Origin of the sequence: Clostridium sp. DFI.1.208 (assembly GCF_024463855.1) — a bacterium.
Taxonomy (GTDB): Bacteria; Bacillota_I; Bacilli_A; order Erysipelotrichales; family Erysipelotrichaceae; genus Clostridium_AQ.
Genome location: NZ_JANGCA010000004.1, coordinates 86,472 through 110,069 on the forward strand (window position 1 = coordinate 86,472; position 23,598 = coordinate 110,069).

Consider the following 23,598-nt stretch of genomic DNA (forward strand, 5'->3'; position numbering starts at 1 on the left):
ACAGCGACAAGGAACAGTGAAGCGGAGGTAGATGATATGAAAAAAATGAAACCACAAAGACTAACGAGGGGACTAATGCTCCTGATGATAGGACTACTTGCGTTCCCGACAAGCTCTTTCCAAGAGATAGCGATTGATAGAAGTACGATAGAAGCACAATCGACAAGGTACAGCAGTAACCAAGCTACGACCCGCGGAAGGATTTCAGACTTGACAGTGGAAGAAGGTACTATCGCATACCTGACGCCGGAGATTAGTGTGCTGTGGCTACAATCCGGGACTGGCGCTACTGTTATGAGAACATCGAACGTACTACCAACGGGTACCTTTGCACAATGCGACAACGGAATGCAGGCCCTCAAGGAAAAACTGCCGAACGGGTTAGTGGAGAAAATGGAAATACGAACACCTACAGCTCAGGAGTTCGCAATACTGGGGAAGGCAGGTTTCGCAAGTGTTGAGAATGTCTGGGGTACACCGATAACGGCCAACCAACGTGAACAATGGAAAGGAGGGGGAAAAGTAAGTCCACCGAGCAGGACGGAAAGCAGACCGAAGGACCAAAACACTTGTGAAAACGCAGCCAAAACCGAGAACGCAGGGTGGGAGGTAGCGAAGCGCACGGTAACCAACAGCAAAACATTCAGCGTAATTACGGGATATCCAAACCCCCGCATAGTACAGCAGACTATTCCAAAATGGGATTCAAGGTACGACTGCGGTAACGGAGTCTCAGCCAACCAGATCACGTCTTTCTTTGAGGGGAAGGGACTTAAGTGCCGCGGGGGAGTCGACTACACCCAGTGTAAGGGCCTACAGATTACTATGCAATGCCGCGCGCCGGCCGGCGGATATCAAATCGGAGACGTAGATCGCGCATGGGCGTCTCACACAGTCGTTACAAATCGGCTAGACGGCTATAAATACGTGAAGGATGTATCCGGGGATCCACTTGTCACCCCAGTGACGAAAAAGTGCGAGACCACTTTTTCAGCTGATACAGCCACCATCCGCCCAATAGTGACCATAAATCGAGGATCAATAATCTTTGCATCGTCAAGTAGTACTGGTGTGCGGACCGCATCTAGCACACTGGAACCAATGAATGGACGGTTTACGACAAATTTACAATCTAGTGAGTCGGGTGGTTATAAATTCATCGTGGAAAATTCAGCGATGAAGGTTTCAGATGTTCAAACAAAAGAAGGCGATACCTCAGTCTATAAACAGATAGGCAACAAGATTGCAATAAAAAAAGGCACGAAATCCTTAACACTGAACGTAGGGGCTACCGGTTCAGGGGCAGCGGCACCGAATGGTGTATCTGCACTTTCTACAAGCAAAACTGGAGAAGAAATGTTTGGTACACTTGCATCTATAAGTGGTGCAGGAAACAATGAAGTTACCATTGATTTAGAGAATCTGATGGATGTTGAAACTGGAGGATCAAAAAAGACAATAAGTTTATATGCTGAACAACAAAATGGACCTCAGAACACAGACTATATATCTGCACCGTATGATATCGAAGTATTTGTTGTTGACGGTGAGCAGGAATTGGCTTTAAAGAAAGATACAGTAATGAATGGCTATGAATATGGTACTGATTTTACTGTAACTGCCATAGTTAATGAAGATAAAGAAAATAGAAAATTTGATGCTGAAAAAGAAATGGTCGCAACGATTGCGGAAGGGTATGAAGAATTCGCAACTGTAAAGTCTTCTACTTGGAATGCAACAACTGGAGAAACAACGATTGTAATACATCCATTAAAAAGCGGTAAGGTAAAATTGAATCTGCACAAAGATGAAAACTGGGACAAGGGTTTTATCGTTTCCAGTGGAGATGTCAAAACTGCGGAAATAGACATCGGAAAACGTAATGTAACCTTACAGCCTAAAAAGCAAACACAGGTAAAAAATGAGTTGTTTGTAGACCCTGTGATCGAAAGTCATTATCCAGGGGATGCAGCGAAACCAGGTCTGGTAAATGATGATGCATTACCAGAGAGTATCACGGTAAAAACAACGAATAGTGCTACGAGCACTGTAGAGGATATACCATCAAGGACGCTGTCAGGTAATAAACGTTTCACTACGATAGGAATATGGACACAGAGTGTTGATTTTGAGGAATATAACAAAAATAAAACACTGGACGAAAAGTATGTATTTACCGGCGCAGAAAATGATTATGAGGTAAAGGATGCATTTACTCCAGATGATACGTATATTGATATAAGCCCTGTGTGTAAATATAAGGATGATGATAAGGATTGCTGGAACAGCGGTACCGTAACTGTCAAGCCAAGTGAGAAAGCGAAGGCGGAAGGCTATGACCTGATTAAGAATACAACAAAAGCAGAGGATCAGATAGAAACCAATGAAGATAATTTTGCTTCAGAATTTACAATCACAGGCCCTGCAAGGACAGCAATCGAAGATATTAAATATAATTTAAAAAATTCCACCAAGAATTCACTTACCAATCAGGACACGATAGATAGATCGATTCGTATCGATGAAACAGAACCTGCAAAAATCAATGCGAAGGGTGAAAAGGTAGAGACACCAAGTGTGACCGCTTTATTATCCTTGGCAGAAGCTGCTATTAAAGAGTCTGTGGAAGCTGCAGGAGGAGATGCAGGCGGTATCCGATTCGATTCCTCACCAATACAGCTTACGATCAGTGCAGAGGATGAACAATCCGGTATCCGCTTTGTAAAAGCATATCAGGAGGATGGTACGGGGGCAGTAGGTTCAGAAATAGCACTTACTGAGAAAACGGCAGAGAATTTGGAAAATGAAGCTGTACCAGGATCTGATAACAGTATCGATAGTAAGAAAACCTATAAGAAGAAAGTATATACGGCTTTACTGCCGACTTCATATAAGGGAAAAGTCAAAATCGTGGCTACAAACAATGCAGGTTTGGAATCTTACAAAACAACTAATTTTATTGTTCATGAAACAGCAGATGAAGCTGATATGGTCGTTGAAGCTGGAGCATCGGCAGTTAAAAATGCTGATGGTACCTATCAACCGGGGTTATCGGATGGTGCCGATAGAACCAATGTAAAATGGCCGTTAAAGATACAGGCGCCAAAAAGTGGTATTAAATCAATCAAATACTATATCACAGATGAGAGCAATTTAGTAAATTGGAAAGGTTCAAGTATAAGTCCAATTGATGTAACGAGTGAGTATAAAATCAAAACGCTTAGTGAGAACCTGAATTGGGATAATGTGAACGATAATCTTTTAGATACTGAGGAGCATGATGAAGCAGTAGTCCCTTTAAAAGAGGCGATTGCTGAGGCACAAAAAGCCGGAAAAACGATCCTTCATGTTCATGCAAAACTGGAAAGTAATGCAGGAAATATAAAAGAAGAAGTATACTCTATTAAAGTCATGAGCCAGGGAATTGAATTCAATCAGGATATACAGGATGCAAATGTTGCCGGACCAGATGAAACTATCATGGTAGAGGCTATTTATGGTACGCCAATCGATATCACAGCACAAATGGTGGATGCTTCTGAGAACTGGGCCGCAACAGGTGATTTCACCTTTGAAATGAGCGATGCTGATAAGAAATTCGTGAAGTTGTCTGATACAACGCAGGAAGCATTTCAAACAAGCAAGAATACGACAGGCACAGATAAAGGGAAAGCTACGCTGACACTGACACCCCTGACAGGAAATGATCAGGAGGTCACTTTGAAAGTGAAAAAAGCGGGCGATGCCGAATATATGGAATCGAACGAGCTGACATTGAAAATCAAATTAAAGAGTAAGAAGATCGATATCACCGCAGATTCTGCTACTACTTATGACGTAAGGACGGGTGAAAAACATCCAACACTTACATGGGAAATTACAGACAGAGATTCAACAAGCGACGGTCTTGTAAAAGATCCTACAGCTGGAATCGATGATACAACAGATGCGAAAAAAGTCGATTTCTTATTAAAGGCAACAACCTGTGTCGATGGTGCTACCTGTGGTATCGATGATTTGACATCCTATACACAGGATTCACAGCGTATCAATGAGACTGGGGAATGGAAGCTGGTATTTACGTATAATAAGGACAATACGAGCGGAACTTCAAAGGAAGCAGAATTCAATAGGAAATATGATATCAAGTTTATCGATGCAAAAGATTCTGTTAATGGTTCTGATAAGAAACTGATTGTTACGCAAGACAGTGTTTTAGAAAGCTGGTATACGATTACACCTGACCCAGAAACTGATGTCGCCAGTGATAAAGATGCGTGGAATAAAAGCGAAGTAAAAATTGAACCAACAAGCAATGCGATTACTGGTTCAGCTGATACCAAGGATTTAAGAACATACGACACAGTAACCAATGATGTCAAAATCAAGGCAAGTAAGTCTGATAAGCCGGAAGATTGGGGATGGGATTCATCCTTTACACGAACGAAAAATGACGGAGCGGATGCTAAGGAATATGAAATGCGATTCCGTGATTCTAAAACAGGTGCATTTACGAATGTCATAAAAGCAAAACGTACAGTGCGTGTGGATGAGGACGATCCTTCAACGATCAATTTCAAAACTGAAGCAGTACAGAATGTATCTCCTGCAGTTTCACTTATGGCTGATATAGTAGATGCTTTAGGTGGAGATGCAACAGGTATCCGTTTTGCGAATCAGAAAATAAAGCTGACGATCGATGCAGAGGATACGAGATCTGGTATTCGTGAAGTAAAGGCTTATAAGGTAAATGCAGACGGTTCTCAGGGGACTGAGATTGTGCTGAATTATCAGGATAGTGAGAGTACAAAGAATACAGCTGTAGATGCTCCAACAGATGGAACCGAAACGTATTCCAATAAGGTATATACAGCTGAATTGGACGATTCCTTCAATAGTAAGATTTTAATCGTTGCGATGGATAATGCTGGTAATAAGGCAAAGAAGACCACGAATAGAATCGTATTGGAAAAGAGTTCTGAAAAAGGAATGTTGCTTGAAGCAGGAGCAGGAGCTCCGAAAGATGATGCAAATGAATTTATCGTAGGCAATTCCTATGTGAATGGGAATACGGAGACATTATGGCCATTAAAGGTACAGGCTGAGCATAGTGGTATAAAAAAGATCACCTATTACATTACCGATACAGAGGGAAATGAATTGAGTGGAAAGGCTGATGCTCAGTTAAATGTTACAGGCACAGGTGAAGGTACGTTTGGTATAACAGAGCTGCCAAATACAGTAGATTGGGAAAAGGCTGATGATGCATCTCTTGTGACAGAGGTAAAGGAAAAGGGCGTCGTATCATTAAAAGAGGCAGTTCAGAAGATGAAAGGGAAAGCTAATGCAGTCATTCAAGTGCATGCAAAGCTGGAAAGCAATGCAGGAAATATCTTGGAAGAGGTTTTCTCTATCCACATCGATAATCAGCAGATCGATTGGAGTGATGATGTAAAGAATAAGGGTACAATAATAGATGATGTACTAACATTGGAAGCTACATATGGTACACCGATCGATATCAGTGCAGAAATGATTCAGGACTCCAAGGGCTGGGCTTCTGACAGTGATTTTGTATTCAAACTAGCAGATGGTGACGATGCTTACGCACATCTCTCAAGTGTAACACATAGTGGGCTTTCAACTACAGGAAACCCTACAACGACTGCGAATGGAAAAGGTAAAATCACGCTGACACCACTTACAGGTAACGATAAAGAAGTAACTCTTAAAGTGAAGAAAGCTTCAAATGACACTTACGTGGAATCTAATGAAATCACATTAAAGGTGAAGCTGAAGAGTAAGAAGATCGATATCACGGCCGATCCGGTAACCACCTATGATGTAAAGACTGGTGAAAAACATCCGAAGCTGACCTGGAAGATCACAGACAGAGATCAGGAAACAGGCGGTCTTGTGAAAGATACAGATGCGGCAATCGATGACAAGGAAGTCGATTATCTATTAAAGGCGACGACCTGCGCAACAGGTGCAACCTGTGGTATCGATGACCTGACGTTCTATACACAGGATAGCGATCGTATCAATAAAACAGGAGAATGGAATCTGGAATTCAAGTATGACAAGACAGTCGTAGATGGAGATAGTGCAGAAGCAGTATTCAACAGGAAATACGCTATCAATTTCATAGATTCCAAAACAGCAGATAAAGGTGCTGATAAGACACTGAAGGTTACTCAGGACAGCTTCACAGAAGACTGGTATACGATAACACCGGATCCGGAAAACAAGGTGAAGACGGATACGGACGCATGGAATAAAAGCACTGTGACAGTCAAACCGACGAATGACGCAAAAACTGGAACAGACAATGTGAGAACCTATAGTACGATCACCAATGATGTAGAAGAGGCGAAGGGAACTGCCACTGATTCTACGAGCTGGGGCTGGACAACAGAGTTCACGCATGATAAAGATGAAGATACAAGTGCGAAGAAATATGCACTGCGCTTCCGTGATCCAGTGACCGGAGCCTTTACAGATACTGCGGATGCGAAACGTACCGTACGTGTGGATGAGGATGCTCCATCCGATATCAATTTCAAAACAAAGGTAGTTGATGATGCTTCACCTGCTATTAGTCTTATGGCAGATATCGTGGAAGCAGTCGGTGGTGATGCCGATGGTATCCGTTTTGCGAACAAGGTGACAGAGCTGACGATCGATGCCAGTGATCCAAGGTCTGGTATTCGTGAAGTCAAGGCCTATAAAGTGAATGCAGACGGAAGTCAGGGCGAGGAGATAGTTCTCACCTATAAACAGGATCAAAGTACGGTCAATGCAGGCATTACAGGTCCGGGAAGTACAGCAGATGGAAGCAGTACATATTCCAAGAAGGTCTATACCGCAGAGCTGGGAAGTGCCTTCAACAGTAAGGTGCTGATCATCGCAACGGATAACGCAGACAATGAAGCAAAGAAGACGACGAATACGATCGTCATTGAGAAAAGTGATGCGACAGAGATGGTACTGGAAGCAGGTGCTGCTGCACCAAAGACCGGAACAAATTACACGGTGAACAATGCGTATGTAAATGGAACAACGGAAACGCTGTGGCCGATGAAGATCAAGGCACCACACAGCGGCATTAAGAAGATCACCTATTACATAACAGATACAAAAGGTACTGCACTGGATGGAACAGCAGCTGCACCGATCGATGTGACAGGCACTGGAAAATATGGAATCGATGTACTTCCGAATACGGTGGCCTGGGAAACAGCTGAGGATAAGGCACTGGATATCGTGGAACATGATAAAGGGGTCGTTTCTCTGAAGTCTGCATACAATCAGATGAAAGGGAAAGATGATGCCGTCATTCAGGTTCATGCAAGGCTGGAAAGCAATGCAGGTAATGTGAAAGAAGAGACATTCGCAATTCATTTCAATAACCAACAGATCACATGGAGTGATGCGGTGAAAGCATTGGACACAGATACAAGTGATGATGCCATAACACTGGAAGCAACGTATGGAACACCGATCGATATCAGTGCGGAGATGATACAGGCATCCACCGGATGGTCAGCGACAAGCAATTTTGTATATGCGCTGGCAGATGGTGATGATGCGTACGCAAACATTGAAGTACATGGTACGACACATAGTGATATGACCACAACAGGCAATCCGGATGGAACCGCAAAAGGAAAAGCAGGCATCACGTTGATACCACTGACAGGGAACGATACTATTGTAACTCTGAAGGTGAAGAAGGAAAGCGATGATGAGTATGCGGAATCCAATGAACTTACACTAACGGTCAAGCTGAAGAGTAAGAAGATCGATATCACGGCAGATCCGGTAACCACCTATGATGTAAAGACTGGTGAAAAACATCCGAAGCTGACCTGGAAGATCACAGACAGAGATCAGGAAACAGGCGGTCTTGTGAAAGATACAGATGTGGCAATCGATGATAAAGAGGTCGATTATCTATTAAAGGCGACGACCTGCGCAACAGGTGCAACCTGTGGTATCGATGATCTGACGTCCTATACACAGGATAGCGATCGTATCAATAAAACAGGAGAATGGAAGCTGGAATTCAAGTATGACAAGACAGTCGTAGATGGAGATAGTGCAGAAGCAGTATTCAACAGGAAATACGATATCAATTTCATAGATTCCAAAACAGCAGATAAAGGTGCTGATAAGATACTGAAGGTCACTCAGGACAGCTTCACAGAAGACTGGTATACGATAACACCGGATTTGGAAAATCTGGTGAAAAAAGATAGTGAAGCATGGAATGGCAGTACAGTCACTATGAAACCCACAGATAAAGCTACAACAGGGAGTGCTGAAGCAAATAATGTGAGAACCTATAGCAAAATTATCAATACTGATGTAGAGAAAAAGGGAAATGCGGATAAACCAGAAACATGGGACTGGACGGATGACTTCACACATGATAAGGATGCCGGAACAAGTCCGAAGAAGTATGAATTGCGCTTCCGTGATCCAGTGACCGGAGCCTTTACAGGTTCAGCAAATGCCAAGAGATCCGTGCGTGTGGATGAGAGTGCACCTGTAAAGCCGTTTATCAGTGTAAATGATAGCAATATACCAGCTTCAATTCCGGATGCTGGATCAGTACAGGGGAAACGCTTCTCTAAGGATGGACTGAATATCACAACGAGTGTCGTTGATGAGGAGAGTGGAATCCGTTCCTTAACCATATATAAAGTTGATAAGGATGGAAATACTACAGAAATAACAGATGCTACGCTAAGTGATGAAAATAGTACTGTACCGGGTGTTGAGGAAGGTACCTTTGCAGTTAAGAAGAAAACAGCTACATTCCTGATAAATGATGAATTCAAGGGAAGTATTCGCATTGTGGCAGTGAATAATGCTGGTAAGACAACGACACTGGAAACGATGCAGCTCATCAATGAACCAAGTGATAAGCCAAAAATAACAGTAGTAAAAGATGAAACGGAGACAGAGAAAGTGCCGGAAAAGATTACACGTGAGAATTACGATAAGACGTATATCTATCCTATGAAGATTGAAGCACCGGTATCCGGTATTAAACAGATTACATATACCATGCAGGTAGATGATTGTGAGGAGACCGTGACAACATTGTTAAAAAACACGGGCGATATCACAACACCGTTGGGGGTTGAAAGCATCGACAATCAGGCGGTCATCAAGGGTACTACAGAAAAAACACCAATCTATACTCTGGATAAGGATGCTGTAAATTATGATACCTATTTCCCAATTCAGGCATATATCGATGAAATGGTAGATAACAAGGTAGAAGTCGGTACGATCAGAATCAAGATGGAAGTTGAAAGTAATGCTGGAAATAAGGTGACCCAGGAATTTGAACTGCCTGTTGATCTGCTGCTGAATGATGCTGCTTCCTATATCATCACACCGAAACGGATACAGTTAAAAAATACAGTAGACGGGAAAGAAGCTGTAGGTAGTGACAAGTTGGAACTGATCACCGTGAAAGAGGAAGATAAGCCTGCAGGTCAGGATATCACGCAGTATTTCAATGTGTATACACCACATGAGATCACATTGAACAATGCAGAATCAAAGACTGGAGAGACCTATGTCGTATCGGTATTTGACGAAGCTGGTAAGAAACTGACAAGTGACAAAAACCTTCTGGCATCACTTATCTATGATGCGAAGACAGAAGCAGGTTTCACATTGAAGACACCGATAGTTACGAATCCTGAAAAGGAGAAGTATAGAGGTGAATATGACGGACTGATGACCTATACCGTGAAATATGGAAAGAAAGATGAAGGTAAGCAGCCATGAGAAGGAGATTATGGGTGCTGCCTCTGATGTATCTCATGGTCATGATGTCTTTGGGAACGATCCATGCGGGTGAGGCAAGCAGTGAAGCAGAGGTCGGCTTCGATGTGAACGAAGACAGTGTCTATCGCTTGAATGTACAGGTGATCGGAAGAGGTGTCGTTCGGGACGGAAGACAGTATATCCGAACAAGCCTGACCTATGAGACGGCGCCCGGGGTCGTCAAGGAATTTATATTGGAGCCGGAAGAAGGCTACCGGGTAAAACAGGTCAGCTATGAGAGATTACAGGCTGACATGCATGAACTTTCAACAGACAGTCCGTCTATGGATGATGCGGCAACACCGGCAATGGCAATGGCGCTAGCAGAGGATGAGGATGTGTTGCTGGCGCGATATGCCGGTCCACTGCCTGAGAACATCATCGATGTTACGGATCAGCTGGTCGACAACAAGATAGAGATACAGACGGAAAGTGTGGATACGAAGCTTATCGTGGTATATGAAGAGGTACCAGGTAAGGATGGAAATCTGGCTGGTGCTGTGGGGGACGACGGAAACAGTGGAAATGATGTCGTTGATACCGCAGACCATACGGATACCGTACCATATCTGATCCTGATGCTGGCCGCCATGCTGATCATGGCAGAGCGAAAGCGTAGATTGTCTGAGGAAGAATATAACAAACAGGAGGAAATGAAAATGAAAAAGACACGAGTTTTTACCGCAACGATGGCATTGACGATGGCAGCCGGTATGTTCGCAATGCCAATATTCGCAACAGACGGAAGTAATGACGGACAGGGAACGAATCCGGACAGTACGACGGTAAGCTACAACAACGCTACGATCATCGAGAATCCGGATGGAGCGCCTGCGACTTGGGGTGTGGAAGTACCGAAGGCAATTACCTTTACAGATAAGATTTCATCTATCCGTGCTGATGTGAAGCTGGTGGATCTGTCCGCAGATAAGAACCCCGGATATCCGGATGCTGCCAATGCTGTTACAGTTAAGGTAAAATCAGAAAACGGCTATGAGATGAAACTAAATGATCCGGATGAACCGGATTCCCTGAAGTATACACTGGGATATGAGAAATCCGGAGCGATGACGAATGCACCGATCGCGAAGAACACAGATTTTGAGATTGGAAAACTGTCTGAGGATAATCTAAAAATCAAAGGTATGGCAGTGAAGCTGTCCAACGCATTGATGACCGGTAATCATACCGACAAGCTGATCTATACAATCTCTACAACTACGGTAACACCTTAAGAAACAACACTATAAGAAAGTGAGTGAGCGTATTGAGCGACAGACAGGCACCTGACAAACACTGGAAGCATGATGGAAGCTGTCTGAACTATTACAGTCGCAGAGCCATGAAGAGAAGGTACCCCGAAGGGGGCTACCTTCTGCTTGGTGGCATCGGTGAGGGACTGAAGGATCAGACAGGAGAAGTGAGGATCGATTCAGAGTGTTATCCATGCTATGCACTGCATTATGCAAAATGGCGGTATGGGGTCGACGGATATGCAGCATGTGATGATGGAGAAGGCTATTATGCGGTGATTAGAAATCATGTTCCCCGTCATCTCTTGCTGCTATTTTTATTACTGGCACTGATTGGTGCTCTGATGGGTGGAATGTACATGCTTGGAAGGAATACGGCACTGGATGAAAACGCGGTGGACTTCAGTCCAGTAAACGGGGAATCCATCGATCCTGACCCGAATCATATCGCATTTCCTGCCTATCATGATATGAAAATCGAAGCAGGGACAAATGTTCTACATGTGGCGTTATGGAATCCGAAGAAGAATACCTGCTACTTCAAATTCACGATCACAGATGTGAAGAGTGGGAATGTATTATATGCAAGCAAGCTGGTCGCACCGGGTAAGGCTGTTAAAGATGTAGAGCTTTCCGAGGTGATCGAGGCAGGGACACGAGATATCTCGATTGCAGTCGATACCTTCGATCTGGAGGATGAGGATGTCCCATTGAACGGTGCGAAGGTGGAAGTGAAGCTGACAGGAGTGAAGCGAAGTGGATGAGCGCATGCAGGTGTTTCGGGACTGTTCGGACTATGATGCCGTAAGGAATCTGGATGAAGATATCCAGATTGCATGTTACAGCCGGAAGGAATTCGAGCGGCGTCATGAAAACGGAGGCTATCTGTTGTCTGGTATCATCGGTAAGGGTGCAAAAGAGGAATGCGGGAAGCTGCATCTGGAGGACGACGTCCTGCCAATCTACCGCTGTACCTACAACAAGCACCTCTATGAGCCGTATGGCTATGTACTATGTGAGGATGATACGTATCTGGTCATCCTGCAGCTTCGCATACGAAAATTCCTGCTGCTGTTCCTGCTTCTGGCATTGCTCATCCTTTTCGGTCTATTCCTTTATCGGGGCATGGGACGAAGCGGTCCAGATCTGGAGCCGGGTACACGGGATTTCAAGGCGGCACAGAAGCTATCGGATGATTACGGAGAGACGAGGATCATCATACCCGCCTTCCAGCCACTGAATGTCCGCGCAGGGGATACGGGTGTCAAGACGGTGCTGTGGAACCCGGAAAAGAATCAGGTGTATTTTCAGTTTCAGCTCGTTTTGAAAAATACACAGGAAGTCATCTATGAAAGCCGATTAGTGCCGCCGGGACAGGCGATCTATGAGTTATCTTTAAAACGCAGCTTTGATGCGGGTGTCTATCCGCTGATCGTGCGGGTGTCGACATATGATATTGAAGAATATGAACAGCAGATGAATGGCGGAGAAGTTGAAACTTCACTAAACGTCGTTAAGGATACAGGTGATCAAAAATGAAACGATATGAGCTGATCGAATCATATGATCAAAGCTGTACGGTACAAAAGGGAATACAGATCCGCTGTTTCAGCGTCGAAGCCTTTGAACATCTGCAGAGAAAGGGAGCCATCATCGTCGGCAGTGTGCATGGCAAAGGGAAACATACGCTAGGCACGGTATCGATCGACGGAATGGAAATGGACTTTCAGGACCTGGAATATAACAGGCATCTGTACAAGCCTGCGGGGTATATCCAATGCGAAGATGAAACCTACCTCGTCGTATTGAAGCGCAGCTGGATCAAGCTGCTGCTGTTGCTGTTGCTTCTCTTACTTCTTGTCTGTGGCTCCTTGTTCTATTTCCTGAACAGAGAGAGCGGTCCGGATCTGGAGCCCGGCTTGCAGCAGTTTCAGGCGGCAAAAGGCCTGCCGGATGATTATGGCAAGACCTCCTTCATCATTCCTGCCTACAATAAGATTAACATGCAGGCCGATACGGATCAGGCAGGTGCTGCCCTGTGGAATCCGGAAAAGAATCAGGTGTATTTCAAATTCGTCATAGAACTACGGAGCAATCACTCTGTAATTTATGAGAGCCGACTGGTACCGCCGGGTATGGCGATTCGCAACATCACCTTCAATCGCAGCTTCGCGAAGGGGGAGTATCCTATCACCATCCGAGTGAAGACCTTTGATGTGACGGACTATAAACAGGAGCTCAACAGCGGAGAGGTTCAGACCGTGCTGGTGGCTCTGGAAAGTAAGAAATGATCGTATCAGCTCCCTGATATCTGTGTGATATCAGGGGTCCTGATAGGATGGTGTATCGTATGATCCGCCATCCTATGAGGATCAAGATACAGAATAAGAATCTGAGGAGAGTGAGAATATGTGTATCTGGACGATGGAAAACAACTGGGGACAGCTGAAGGGACAGCTAAAGCGTGATGATATCCTAGTGATCTCTACACTGAAGGAGCTGAGCGACATGCACAGCGGTATCCGAGAGAAGCTGCAGTACTGTAAGGAAAGCGGTGTACGTATCTGTCTAAAGGGCATCTGTCTGCAGGAAGACATCTATATGGATTTTCTCAGTGTGATGGAACGAGAGGAAAATTTGCGAAGAGACCGTGTGAAAACCGCTCAGCAAAGGGGAATCCGAAAAGCGCTGGAAAGGAGTCGATTGGGAATGGGGAACTATGGGAGGCCGAGAGCGGAGATCCCGGAGGATTTTGACGAGCAGATCCGCTATCTGAAAAAAAACCATTTATCACTGGAGGCATACCGCAGGAAGACGAACCTTAAGAAATCGACGTTTTACAAATATGCGCGGATGGTACTGGAATAGGAGAAGATGATGAATATCGAACAGAAACGGATCGAGGAGATCAGACAGGAACACCGCAAACAGGAAGAGCGCTGTGAAGCGCTGAAGCAGAAGAAGCAGGTGATGGAGGACAGATATGAGCAGAACAACCGCAGGCTGACGATGTGCATCTGGATCCTGTTCGCTGTATATGCTGTCATGTTCATGACGCAGCTGTTCGCTTATAAACTGCTTCCACTGGAGCTGCGTGAGGTGGCATGGCAGAGTGCAAGGATCGGGAAATGGGTAGTATGTATCCTGGCTATCATCCTGTATGCGGTAGTGAAGCATAATGAAGGTAGTACCTATGAATAAGAATGAGGAGAGAATATGAGAAGATTATGGAAAACGATGGCCGTGCTGCTAGTGTGCGGCGCATGCCTGATGGGCTGTACAAGCACACAGGAGAAGAAGACTGCAGCCACAGGATCCGACAGCGCTACCCTGAAGCAGATGGATCTGAAGGAGCTGGAAAAGAAGATCAAAGACAAGGATGGGTTCATGGTGATGATCACTCAGAGCACCTGTTCCTACTGCAATACGATGAAGCGTACCCTCATCCCGTATTTCCGAGAGCACGGGGATGTCCCATTCTTTGAAATCGAGATGGATATGCTAGGTGATAAGGTTTCGGATACGGAGGCGAGCTTCACCAAGTTGCAGTCGCTGGTGCCAAGCTTCAGCGGATCTACACCGGAATATCTGTATTTCAAGGACGGTACCCTGCAGAAGCAGCAGAGTGGGGAGATGAGTGAGATCGCGTGGAACAATTTCATGATCGAGTGCGGCCTGGTCAAGGGAAAGAAGCAGGAAGAAAAAACAGAGAGCTATACGCTGGCGGAAAGCAAACAGCTCAAGGACAGCTCGATCACAGACATCGCGAAGCTGTTGAAGGAGAAGAAGGACTTCTATTTCTACTTTGCAGCAGAAGATCGCTATAATTCGGCCTTTTCCAAAAAGCTGAAGACCTATGCGGAAAAGCATAAGGTAGAGATCATCCAGCTGAACAATTCCAAAATGGAACAGCCGACGAGCGAGAAGGAAAACGAAGAGATGAATGCAGCAATCGAGACCATCAACAAGGCGATGACGATTGAGATCGCACCATCCTTATTTCGCATAAAAGACGGGAAAGAGGTCGATGTGTTGAAGGACAATGTCAGTGAGGATGAGCTGATCGCATGGTTCAAAAAGCAATGATGAGGTGATGACGATGTGCTTATGGACATATGAATCGAACTGGAAGGAACTGAAGGGAAAGCTAAATAGGCATGATGTCCTGCAGATGGATACGTTACAGGATTTGTGCAGAGAAGATGGTAGTGTCGTTGAGAAACTGCACTACTGTTCCTCCATGGCAATACGGCTCAAACTGCGGGATGTGGTCATCGATGAGGAGCTGGCACAGGATATCATCGACCTGATCACACATGAAGAGGAGCATAAGAAGCAGGAGCTGAAGAAGGCACAGCGCGTTGGGATTGATCGTGCGTTGGCTAAGCAGCGAAGCGGACAAGGAACCTATGGTAGACCACAGGTGGAACTGCCGCAGGATTTTGAAGAACAGGTCAGAAAATGTGTCCGCAATGAACAGCCGCTGGAGACATATCGCAAGGCGACCGGTCTAAAAAAGGCAACCTTTTATAAATATGCGAAGAAGGTCTTGCAGTAGAAAGATTCGTGATATAAGGAAATGAGGGTAGACGATGAAGGAAAAGGAGGATACGATCTTATCACCCCGCAGGAAGCGGAAGAAATCAACCACTGAGGTCATCTTCCTCGTGCTTAAGGAGTATGTGGATCAGCTGATCTTCATCGGTATCCCCCTTTTGATTCTCATCCTGCAGATTATGCAGGTGTGGGCTGATACGAAGCAGGGAAGCCTCATGGCGATGCTTCTAAAATGGGGTCTGCTCATGGTACTGCTTGGTCGTGGTATCCAAAAGCTGTATCAGCGTTATTTTCCAAACAAGAAGCCCGTACAGGAGAAGGAACAGAAAGCAAAGCAGCAGAAGCCAATCACACAGACAGTTGTCAAGCCGGTATTGGTGGAGTCTTTACCTGTCCAACCGGTCAAAGAGAGCGCTACGCTGATCCCGGAGGATATGCACATCCATGGCGATGTCGAGGTACAGCGGGATCTTTCTATCTATGGCATCGTCGAGGGCAATGTATATTGCAAGGGGGATATCCGCCTGTTTGGCAGGGTGAATGGAAACCTGCGATGTCAGAATCTGTTTGTCGATAAAGCAGAGCTGGAGGGCGATATCCAGTGCAATGAAACAATCTATCTGTCACCGAAGAGTATCGTGATTGGAGATATCGTAGCCTGGCGGATGTTGCACAAGGGCTATATGAAGGGAAATGCATATGTCAGAGAGAGTGTCAGGATGGAGAAATCCTCGTATCTGGTAGGAGATGTGACATCCATGGAGATCGAGGTGGAGGAAGGTGCATCCATTCAGGGAAGGATGAGGATCGAAGCGATCCCATATGGAGAAGCGACATACGATTTGTAGAAGAGAAAGTGAAGGAGGAATGCCCGTGATCTGGAATCAGAAGACAAAGAAGACTGAAGAAGTGAAGCAGCAGGAAGAAAAAGAATACCAGCAGGAAGACAGGCAGGAGGCCATACGGGCAGAGGAATTCAAACGACAACAGGCCGCACGCGCGGAGGAAGAAAAACGAATACAGATGGAACAGGAACGCCAGCTCAGAGCACAGGCGGAAAAGGAGAACAGAAGAACGATGGAAACGAACAGAACTTTTGATGAGCATGAAACAGCGCGTGAGGAAGCATCCGTGATTGGAGAACATACGGAACTGACAGGGGATGTGAATACAGATGATGATCTAATCATCCATGGCCGTATCAAGGGCAATATCAAATGCAGTAAGAGCATCCAGGTGTACGGCAGTGTGGAAGGCGACATCATCTGTCAGGATGCCGTGATTGTCAAGGCGGCGATACAGGGCAGTATCGAATGCAAAAATTCCCTGAATATCTCGCAGGAGACGAAGGTGGAAGGGAATATCATCACCTCCTCATTGGAAAACGGGGGCAGTATCCATGGGGATGTGCGAGCGGCAAACAATATCCGGCTGAGTGCGGATGCCCAGATCATCGGTGATATCATGACCGGAACGATCAGTGTGGAACAGGGGGCCTGTATCCAGGGGAGTGTATCCATAGGAGTTAAGGAAGGGACGAAGGGGTTGAACAGCTGAGAAAAGCTATATAATGAAAGTATGATTTTGGATGAGGAAGCAGCTCCTTGACAGTATGAGCGTAAATCGGTTGAATGCATTATATCGATACATAATGGAAAGCAAAAAGGGCAGATACCTGACTGAGGAATATCTGCCTCTTTTTTGGTAATGTGCTGATTTTAGACCGCTTACCCCTTATCTGCCTTTTTACCTTGTAAGTCCTCATGGAATGGAGGCTTTTTCTAAAGCGTTGTATATGTCGAAGCGATACGCTAAAACAAGAAAGATATAGAGAATAGTTCCTTTTGAATATCATCTGGCAGCAAGAAAAAAAGGAATCAACGTATCACATTAAAGCGATGTACTTGATTCCTTTTCACTTTCATAGGTGGTGGCTCTACCCATCTTTGATAAACGAAAGCGGTAGACTGTTCTTTTTTGCTTGTGAAAGAATACCCTGTGTGTATTCTCGAACATTGATAGAAGAAAACTCTATGTTATTATATGAGTACAGCCAGCAGTCATATAAGAATATTCCAATAGAAGCCTTCGGATGTTAAAACTGCCGGAGGTATTTTTTACTTCAGGATAAGGGATTGTATCTTACAGGTGGGAGCACAGCTCATAGGCATCCCAGATACCCTCCATGATATCCTTTGGATGAGAGCTGTCACCGATATTATAAATATCCTTTGCCTTCAACAAAATCTGATCATACAGGGAACGATTGCTGCGATAGCCAAGTGCAAGGATCGTGCAGTCACTTGCCAGCTCCTGTATAGTCCCCTGTGCCTCAACCACGATTTCATGCTCGCGGATTTCCTGCAGCTTTGTCTGTAAGCGGATATCAACCTGATGGTGCTCCAGTAATTCCATAATCATCTGCTTGTTCATATCGGCAGGGGCTCCGGTAGACATCAGCTTGTCAGCCATTTCTACGATGCGTACACTTGATCCATGTTGTGATAGCCAGATAGCCAGCTCACAGCCGACTAGTCCTCCACCAATAATCGTTGTCTCTTTCTTTGCGCTGACAGTACCCTTCAATACATCGACAGCAGTTACTCCGTATTCGATTCCCTTGATTGGCGGCAGGAACGCATGGCTTCCGGTTGCACAGATTACAACATCAGCGGCCTCGATGCGTGGATCCTCTACCTGTACATCACTGTTCAATTCAACCTGTACCTGCAGCTTCTCCATCTGGTGCTCATACCAGGAAATCAGCAGCTTTCCATCATCCTTGAATTCCGGAACACTTGCCCAGCGATACATGCCACCCAGCTGGTTTTCTTTTTCTACAAGTGTTACTGTGTGTCCGCGTAGTGCCAAAACTCTTGCGGCCTCCATACCGGCAGGACCTCCACCGATGACAAGGCAGTTTTTCATATTCTCTGCCTTAGAGAAGGCAGCCTCTTTTTCACGGTTGCATTGCGGATTTACAGCACAGGACATCAGACGCATGGAGTGTGCCCGGTTAAAGCAGCCGTCATGACAGGACAGACATGGGCGGATATCCTGCACGTCTCCATTTCGCATTTTGTTGACAAATTCCGGGTCCGCAAGCAGTGGTCTTCCCAATACCACCATGTCGCACTTTCCTTCCTGCAATGCCTCGGAAGCAAGCTGTGGATAGCCCATTCGCCCGGCTGTCAGCACCGGTACCTTTACAACCTCTTTTACCTTTTCGGCAAAAGGCAGATACAAGCCGCGATTCTGGAAGAATGGCGGATGTGCCCAGTACCATGCATCGTAGCTTCCGGCATCCACATTCAAAGCATCATAACCGGCTTCTGTCAAAATTTTAGCAAATTGCAGGCCTTCCTCAATATCTCTTCCCAGCTCCGGATAGGATTCACCAGGCAGGATGCCATGGCGTTCCGCACGGATAAAGCTCTTGAGTGAGAACCTTAAAATCACAGGGAAATCCTTGCCGCATGCCTGTTTAACAGCCTGTAATATGGCGAGCGGAAACCGCAGTCTGCCCATCAGGTCACCGCCGAACTCATCCTCGCGTTGATTGAAATATTCCATTGTGAAATTATCCAGCAAATAGCCCTCATGAACTGCATGCACCTCGATACCATCTGCTCCTCCCATCTTTGCCAGCATGGCGCAGGTCGCGAAATCCTTGATCAGCTCGTAGATTTCTTCAGTAGTTAAAGCACGATGCTGAATGGAAGGATCCCAGCGATTCGTGGTTGCACTCGGTGCAACAAAGGTATTATCCAGAATCATTGCAGGTATGGCGGAGCGTCCCAATCCTGCGGTTAGCTGTACAAACAGCTTGGAATTGTAGGCATGAATATTATCACTCATTTTCTTTAGCTGCGTCATGTAGCTTTGCGGGTCCTCCAGCGGACAGGGAAAGCTTGCCTTGCGATGCTTTTCGATTCTGTTTTCGATAAAATTGGCACCTGTGATGATTAGACCGGTACCTCCACGGGCCCGTTCTGTAAAGTAATCAATGGATTCCTGCTTATACGCCCAATGGTCATCCAGCTGTCCCATTGCCATCGGAGCCATAGCAAAACGGTTTCGTATCTCCACATTACCGATACGAAGCGGCGTGAATAAAGCTTCATATTCCTTTTTCATGATGTTCCTCCTTTAAGTGAACGTGTTCATTTAATTAAATGATAGCACTTACATAGAAAAAGTCAAGGGCTGGTTTGCGTTGTGTTTTTTTAACGGATACGTTACAATGAAGACACAAAGCAGGTGAGTGTATGAGCGTGGAAGAAAAGGAAATACGGCGGCGCCCGAATCAGACGGAAAAAACAAGAAGAAAAATTGTTGAGGCGATTCATGCGAGTATGAAGGAAGCAGATCTTAGTGATATCACCATCCGTAGCGTATGTAATAAGGCCGGTGTATCCATCGGCACCTTCTATTTATATTTTTCCTGTAAGGAGGCCGCTTTGCTGTATGGCTATCGTCAGGCGGATGAACAGTTTCTTGCATTGCAGCTGGAGGAGGATGCATGGAACAGCATTCGTAAAATCATGACCTGTTATCTGAAGATGGTCACACTGGAGGACATGCACGCCGTGCGTCAGATCTATATTTGCCATATTAAATACCATGATACCTATTTCTTTGATGAACAGCGTCCGATTTTTCAACTGTTGGCGGCAGAGGTTGGTAAGCTGGTTTCAAAGACTGCAGTGAAGGATGTGACATGGGGACTGCTGACGACTGCCCGGGGTCTGATTTATCATGCCTGCTGTTTAAAGGATGAGCAGATAGCACCGGACTGGCATGAGAAGCAGCTGGAGGAGCTTATGGATTATCTTTCTTATCGTGTGCAGAAATTACAAAGAGGAACTACGTGATCGCTGGCTTCAAAGACATGTTTAAAGTATTGTGGAAAAGGCTATTGCGAGAATTCAATTTGTCAAATGGCAGCGCCTTTTGATTACAGGGTGTATGGACTGACTGGTTTTTTCGGAAATAGAATTTTATATATTGGTAATTAAAGAGGTTTTAAAATTATATCAGGATGATAGGATAATGGTTTAACCCGAAAGGAGGAAGCATGTTATGGGAAAAGCTAAATGCAATAGAGGTTATGGAGGATTTTATCATGAGAGAACTTATAAGATTGACTGATTATAGTAAATCCGATATATATGAAATTTTTGAAATTGCTGATGATCTATTAAAAGGGAAATACAAAAACTTTTTTAAAGGGAAAACCGTAGTTATGTTTTTTCCTAATACCAGTATCAGAACAAGAGTTACATTTGAAAAGGGTGTCTATTTATTAGGAGGACAAGCTGTTTTGTTTCCAACGGAGACACTTGATAAAAAAGAAGATTTACAAGATGTTTTTGGGTATTTAAGCAATTGGGCTGATGTATTAGTCATACGTCATAAAGATATTCATGTCTTGGAAAAAATAGCAAGATATTCTTCGGTTCCGGTGATCAATGCAATGACTGATGTTAACCATCCATGTGAAATTATTTCTGATTTATATGCACTTTCAAAAATAAGGGATAATTTCATAAAAGATAAATTTCTTTTTTGTGGAGAAAATAAAAATATAGGATATGCTTGGAAGGAAGCTTCTGAGGTTATGGGATTTGATTTAGAGCAATGCTGTGGTGAAGGATATGAAATGGAAGGTATCGTAACGCATCATGATATTGAAAAAGCCATTTTAGGTAAGGATATTATTTGTACGGATTCACTTCCGGCTACCATGTTAGAGCATTTCAAGAAATGTAAAGTTACAACACAAGTAATGAAAAAGGCAAACAAGGGAGCTGTATTGAATCCATGCCCGCCATTCTATAGAGGTGAAGAGATATCAGACGATATAATAGAATCTGAATTTTTCGTTGGATATGAATTCAAAAAATATCTATTATATGTTCAGCAAGCAATTATGATGTATTGTTTGGTTCGATAATTTGGAATTTATAAAGATACAACAATAGATTCATAGTTCTGTTTACACAGTAATAAATACATTAAAACAGGTGATACTAAGGAGGAAATAATGAAAAATTCTATAAGACCCCAAATAATATTTTTAGGTATATGGAAGCAGTAAAGGAAGCATAAAGGGAAATCAGGAGTCATAGGAAGAATAAGCGACAATTAGAAATTTTAAAAAAAATCAGAGAAAATCACCAATCAAAGTAATTGTATAAATTAGAATTTGTGACAGGAGAAGGTTATGAAAATATTGTTATTGTGCTTAAATGCTTTTGAGACAATGGAATTTAGCCCTTTTGTGGATGTTTTTGGATGGGCGCATGATGATTTTGATTGTGATATAAAGATTGATATATGTGGATTTAGTCGTACGATTATAAGTACATTTGGAGTATCGATAACATCTGATATTTTAATAGATGATGTTGATGCAGGTCAATATGCTGCCTTGGCTATACCTGGAGGATTTGAAGAATATGGCTTTTATAAGGAAGCGTATCATGAAAAAACTCTGAATTTGATTCGCTCTTTTCATTCACTTCATAAGCCTATTGCATCCGTTTGTGTAGCTGCTTTTCCTTTAGCTAAAAGTGGCATATTAAAAAATAGAAAAGCAACAACATATCATTTACGTGGCGGATATAAGAGGGAAGAATTAAAGGATTTTGGCGTCATACTTGGAGATGAATGGATCGTGATTGATGATACTATCATAACATCTTCATGTCCAAAGACAGCACCTGATGTTGCCTTCCAATTATTAAAAATGCTAACATCACAAGAAAAAGCCATTGAAGTAAAAAAAGCGATGGGGTACTAACAAACCTTAGAATTTATTGGAGGTGAATTATGAGATTACTGATACTGTATGGTGTTAATTGCACGAAAGACATATGGAATGTTATAGACCCTTATCTAAAAGAATTTGAAATTGATTATGTGGAGTACCCGCATGAAGTAACACTACACGCAAAAAAAGTTGATGATATTACTGAATGGGTTTATAAAAACTATGGTCATCACAGTTATGATGCAATTATAGGACATAGTCTTGGAGGAATCATTGCATTGCAATTAACTGCAAAATATAAAATGAAAGTCGATAAAATAATCTATTTGGATACAAATTTGAAGCCTGCTAATGAATTTTATAGAAATTTAATGACACAAAAAAACATGGATAAATATGGAAATAGTATTCTTCAAATGTTTAGTAAAGAAAGGGAATTTTATACTGCTGAATTATTGAAGTCAATTCAAGTTGATTTTGATTATAGCACTTTAGTCAATGAAGTTACACAGGATATTTATGCGATTTATGGTGACCGTGGTATGTCGGAATATCCAGCAAAGATTCAGGATTTAAATTTATCTGCACAGGTTTTAAATCATCTCAATATATTGTTTATTCATGATTCTTGTCATATGATTATGGTTGAGAATCCTAAACAATTATCAAAACTTATGAAAGGTATACTACTAAATTCCACTTTATTTTAACTGAAAATGAGAATTTGTAATTGAAGTTTTTTGTATTTTGCGAAGGGAGAATATTTTTATGCTTTCCATATTAGGTGCAGTATTATTTGGAGTTATAGCAATTATGACAGTTCTTGTTGCTTGTGGTTTGCCTTTGGGCGAATTCACAATGGGAGGACAACATAAAACCCTACCTAAGAAATTTAGAATTGTGGCAGTTATTTCGTTTGCTGTCCAAGTTTTTGCAATGGTAATTGTTTTGCAGGCTGGAGGTTTTATTTCCTTGTGGTTGTCTTTTAAGGCTACGAAGTATATTTGTTTCTTCTTTGCCGTTTATCTATCCTTGAATACTATTATGAACATGATTTCAAAAAGTAGGAAAGAAAAATATGTTATGACTCCGCTTTCGCTTATAGCCGGATTTTGTTTTTGGATAACGGCATTTCAGATGTAGCATATAAAATGAGGATATTCT

Annotated in this window: 17 protein-coding genes; 16 read left to right on the forward strand and 1 reads right to left on the reverse strand. The window is 43.6% G+C overall.

The window, feature by feature from the left end:
• The first annotated feature begins 36 nt into the window (after nt 1–36).
• The 11 genes from NE665_RS03380 to NE665_RS03430 all read left to right on the forward strand — a co-directional run bounded on the left by NE665_RS03380 (nt 37) and on the right by NE665_RS03430 (nt 17,216).
• Nucleotides 37–9,810 (forward strand): Ig-like domain repeat protein, encoded by a 9,774-nt coding sequence (locus NE665_RS03380; protein WP_256302456.1) that lies wholly within the window; start codon nt 37–39, stop codon nt 9,808–9,810.
• Nucleotides 9,807–11,084 (forward strand): hypothetical protein, encoded by a 1,278-nt coding sequence (locus NE665_RS03385; RefSeq protein ID WP_147324027.1) that lies wholly within the window; start codon nt 9,807–9,809, stop codon nt 11,082–11,084. The genes NE665_RS03380 and NE665_RS03385 overlap by 4 nt, the downstream gene beginning before the upstream one ends.
• A gap of 32 nt (nt 11,085–11,116) precedes the next feature.
• Entirely contained in the window at nt 11,117–11,866 is a 750-nt protein-coding gene (locus tag NE665_RS03390; protein WP_117444447.1) for a hypothetical protein, read from the forward strand.
• A complete protein-coding gene (locus tag NE665_RS03395; protein ID WP_117444448.1) occupies nt 11,859–12,641 on the forward strand; it encodes a hypothetical protein in 783 nt (260 codons plus the stop codon). The genes NE665_RS03390 and NE665_RS03395 overlap by 8 nt, the downstream gene beginning before the upstream one ends.
• Entirely contained in the window at nt 12,638–13,393 is a 756-nt protein-coding gene (locus NE665_RS03400) for a hypothetical protein (protein ID WP_117444449.1), read from the forward strand. Before NE665_RS03395 ends, NE665_RS03400 begins: the two co-directional genes overlap by 4 nt.
• A 118-nt stretch (nt 13,394–13,511) precedes the next feature.
• Nucleotides 13,512–13,970 carry a hypothetical protein gene (locus NE665_RS03405; protein ID WP_233104558.1) on the forward strand — a complete coding sequence of 153 codons (459 nt, stop codon included), beginning with the start codon at nt 13,512–13,514 and terminating at the stop codon, nt 13,968–13,970.
• A gap of 9 nt (nt 13,971–13,979) precedes the next feature.
• A complete protein-coding gene (locus NE665_RS03410) occupies nt 13,980–14,303 on the forward strand; it encodes a hypothetical protein (RefSeq protein WP_117444450.1) in 324 nt (107 codons plus the stop codon).
• A gap of 15 nt (nt 14,304–14,318) precedes the next feature.
• A complete protein-coding gene (locus NE665_RS03415) occupies nt 14,319–15,188 on the forward strand; it encodes a thioredoxin family protein (protein ID WP_117444451.1) in 870 nt (289 codons plus the stop codon).
• A gap of 13 nt (nt 15,189–15,201) precedes the next feature.
• On the forward strand, nt 15,202–15,660 hold the full coding sequence (locus NE665_RS03420) for a hypothetical protein (RefSeq protein ID WP_233104559.1): 459 nt from the start codon (nt 15,202–15,204) through the stop codon (nt 15,658–15,660).
• Between the two features lie 34 nt (nt 15,661–15,694).
• Complete coding sequence (locus tag NE665_RS03425) at nt 15,695–16,507, forward strand: polymer-forming cytoskeletal protein (protein WP_117444452.1); 813 nt, start codon at nt 15,695–15,697, stop codon at nt 16,505–16,507.
• Nucleotides 16,508–16,532: 25 nt separating this feature from the next.
• Nucleotides 16,533–17,216, forward strand: coding sequence for a polymer-forming cytoskeletal protein (locus tag NE665_RS03430; RefSeq protein WP_233104560.1), 684 nt, complete (start codon nt 16,533–16,535; stop codon nt 17,214–17,216).
• A 585-nt stretch (nt 17,217–17,801) separates the two neighbouring features.
• Here NE665_RS03430 and NE665_RS03435 read toward each other — a convergent pair.
• Nucleotides 17,802–19,796 carry an FAD-dependent oxidoreductase gene (locus NE665_RS03435; protein ID WP_117444453.1) on the reverse strand — a complete coding sequence of 665 codons (1,995 nt, stop codon included), beginning with the start codon at nt 19,794–19,796 and terminating at the stop codon, nt 17,802–17,804.
• Nucleotides 19,797–19,927: 131 nt separating this feature from the next.
• Here NE665_RS03435 and NE665_RS03440 point away from each other — a divergent pair, with 131 nt between their 5' ends.
• The 5 genes from NE665_RS03440 (at nt 19,928) to NE665_RS03460 (ending at nt 23,577) form a co-directional block, all read left to right on the forward strand.
• Nucleotides 19,928–20,533, forward strand: a complete 606-nt coding sequence (locus tag NE665_RS03440; RefSeq protein ID WP_233104561.1) for a TetR/AcrR family transcriptional regulator — start codon at nt 19,928–19,930, stop codon at nt 20,531–20,533.
• A gap of 203 nt (nt 20,534–20,736) precedes the next feature.
• Complete coding sequence (locus NE665_RS03445) at nt 20,737–21,615, forward strand: peptide transporter (RefSeq protein WP_233104562.1); 879 nt, start codon at nt 20,737–20,739, stop codon at nt 21,613–21,615.
• Nucleotides 21,616–21,885: 270 nt separating this feature from the next.
• A complete protein-coding gene (locus NE665_RS03450; RefSeq protein WP_117444454.1) occupies nt 21,886–22,464 on the forward strand; it encodes a DJ-1/PfpI family protein in 579 nt (192 codons plus the stop codon).
• A gap of 29 nt (nt 22,465–22,493) precedes the next feature.
• The gene (locus tag NE665_RS03455; protein WP_117444455.1) at nt 22,494–23,144 is read left to right on the forward strand and encodes an alpha/beta hydrolase; all 651 of its coding nucleotides are present in this window, start codon (nt 22,494–22,496) and stop codon (nt 23,142–23,144) included.
• Nucleotides 23,145–23,202: 58 nt separating this feature from the next.
• Complete coding sequence (locus tag NE665_RS03460; protein ID WP_117444456.1) at nt 23,203–23,577, forward strand: hypothetical protein; 375 nt, start codon at nt 23,203–23,205, stop codon at nt 23,575–23,577.
• Nucleotides 23,578–23,598 lie beyond the last annotated feature (21 nt).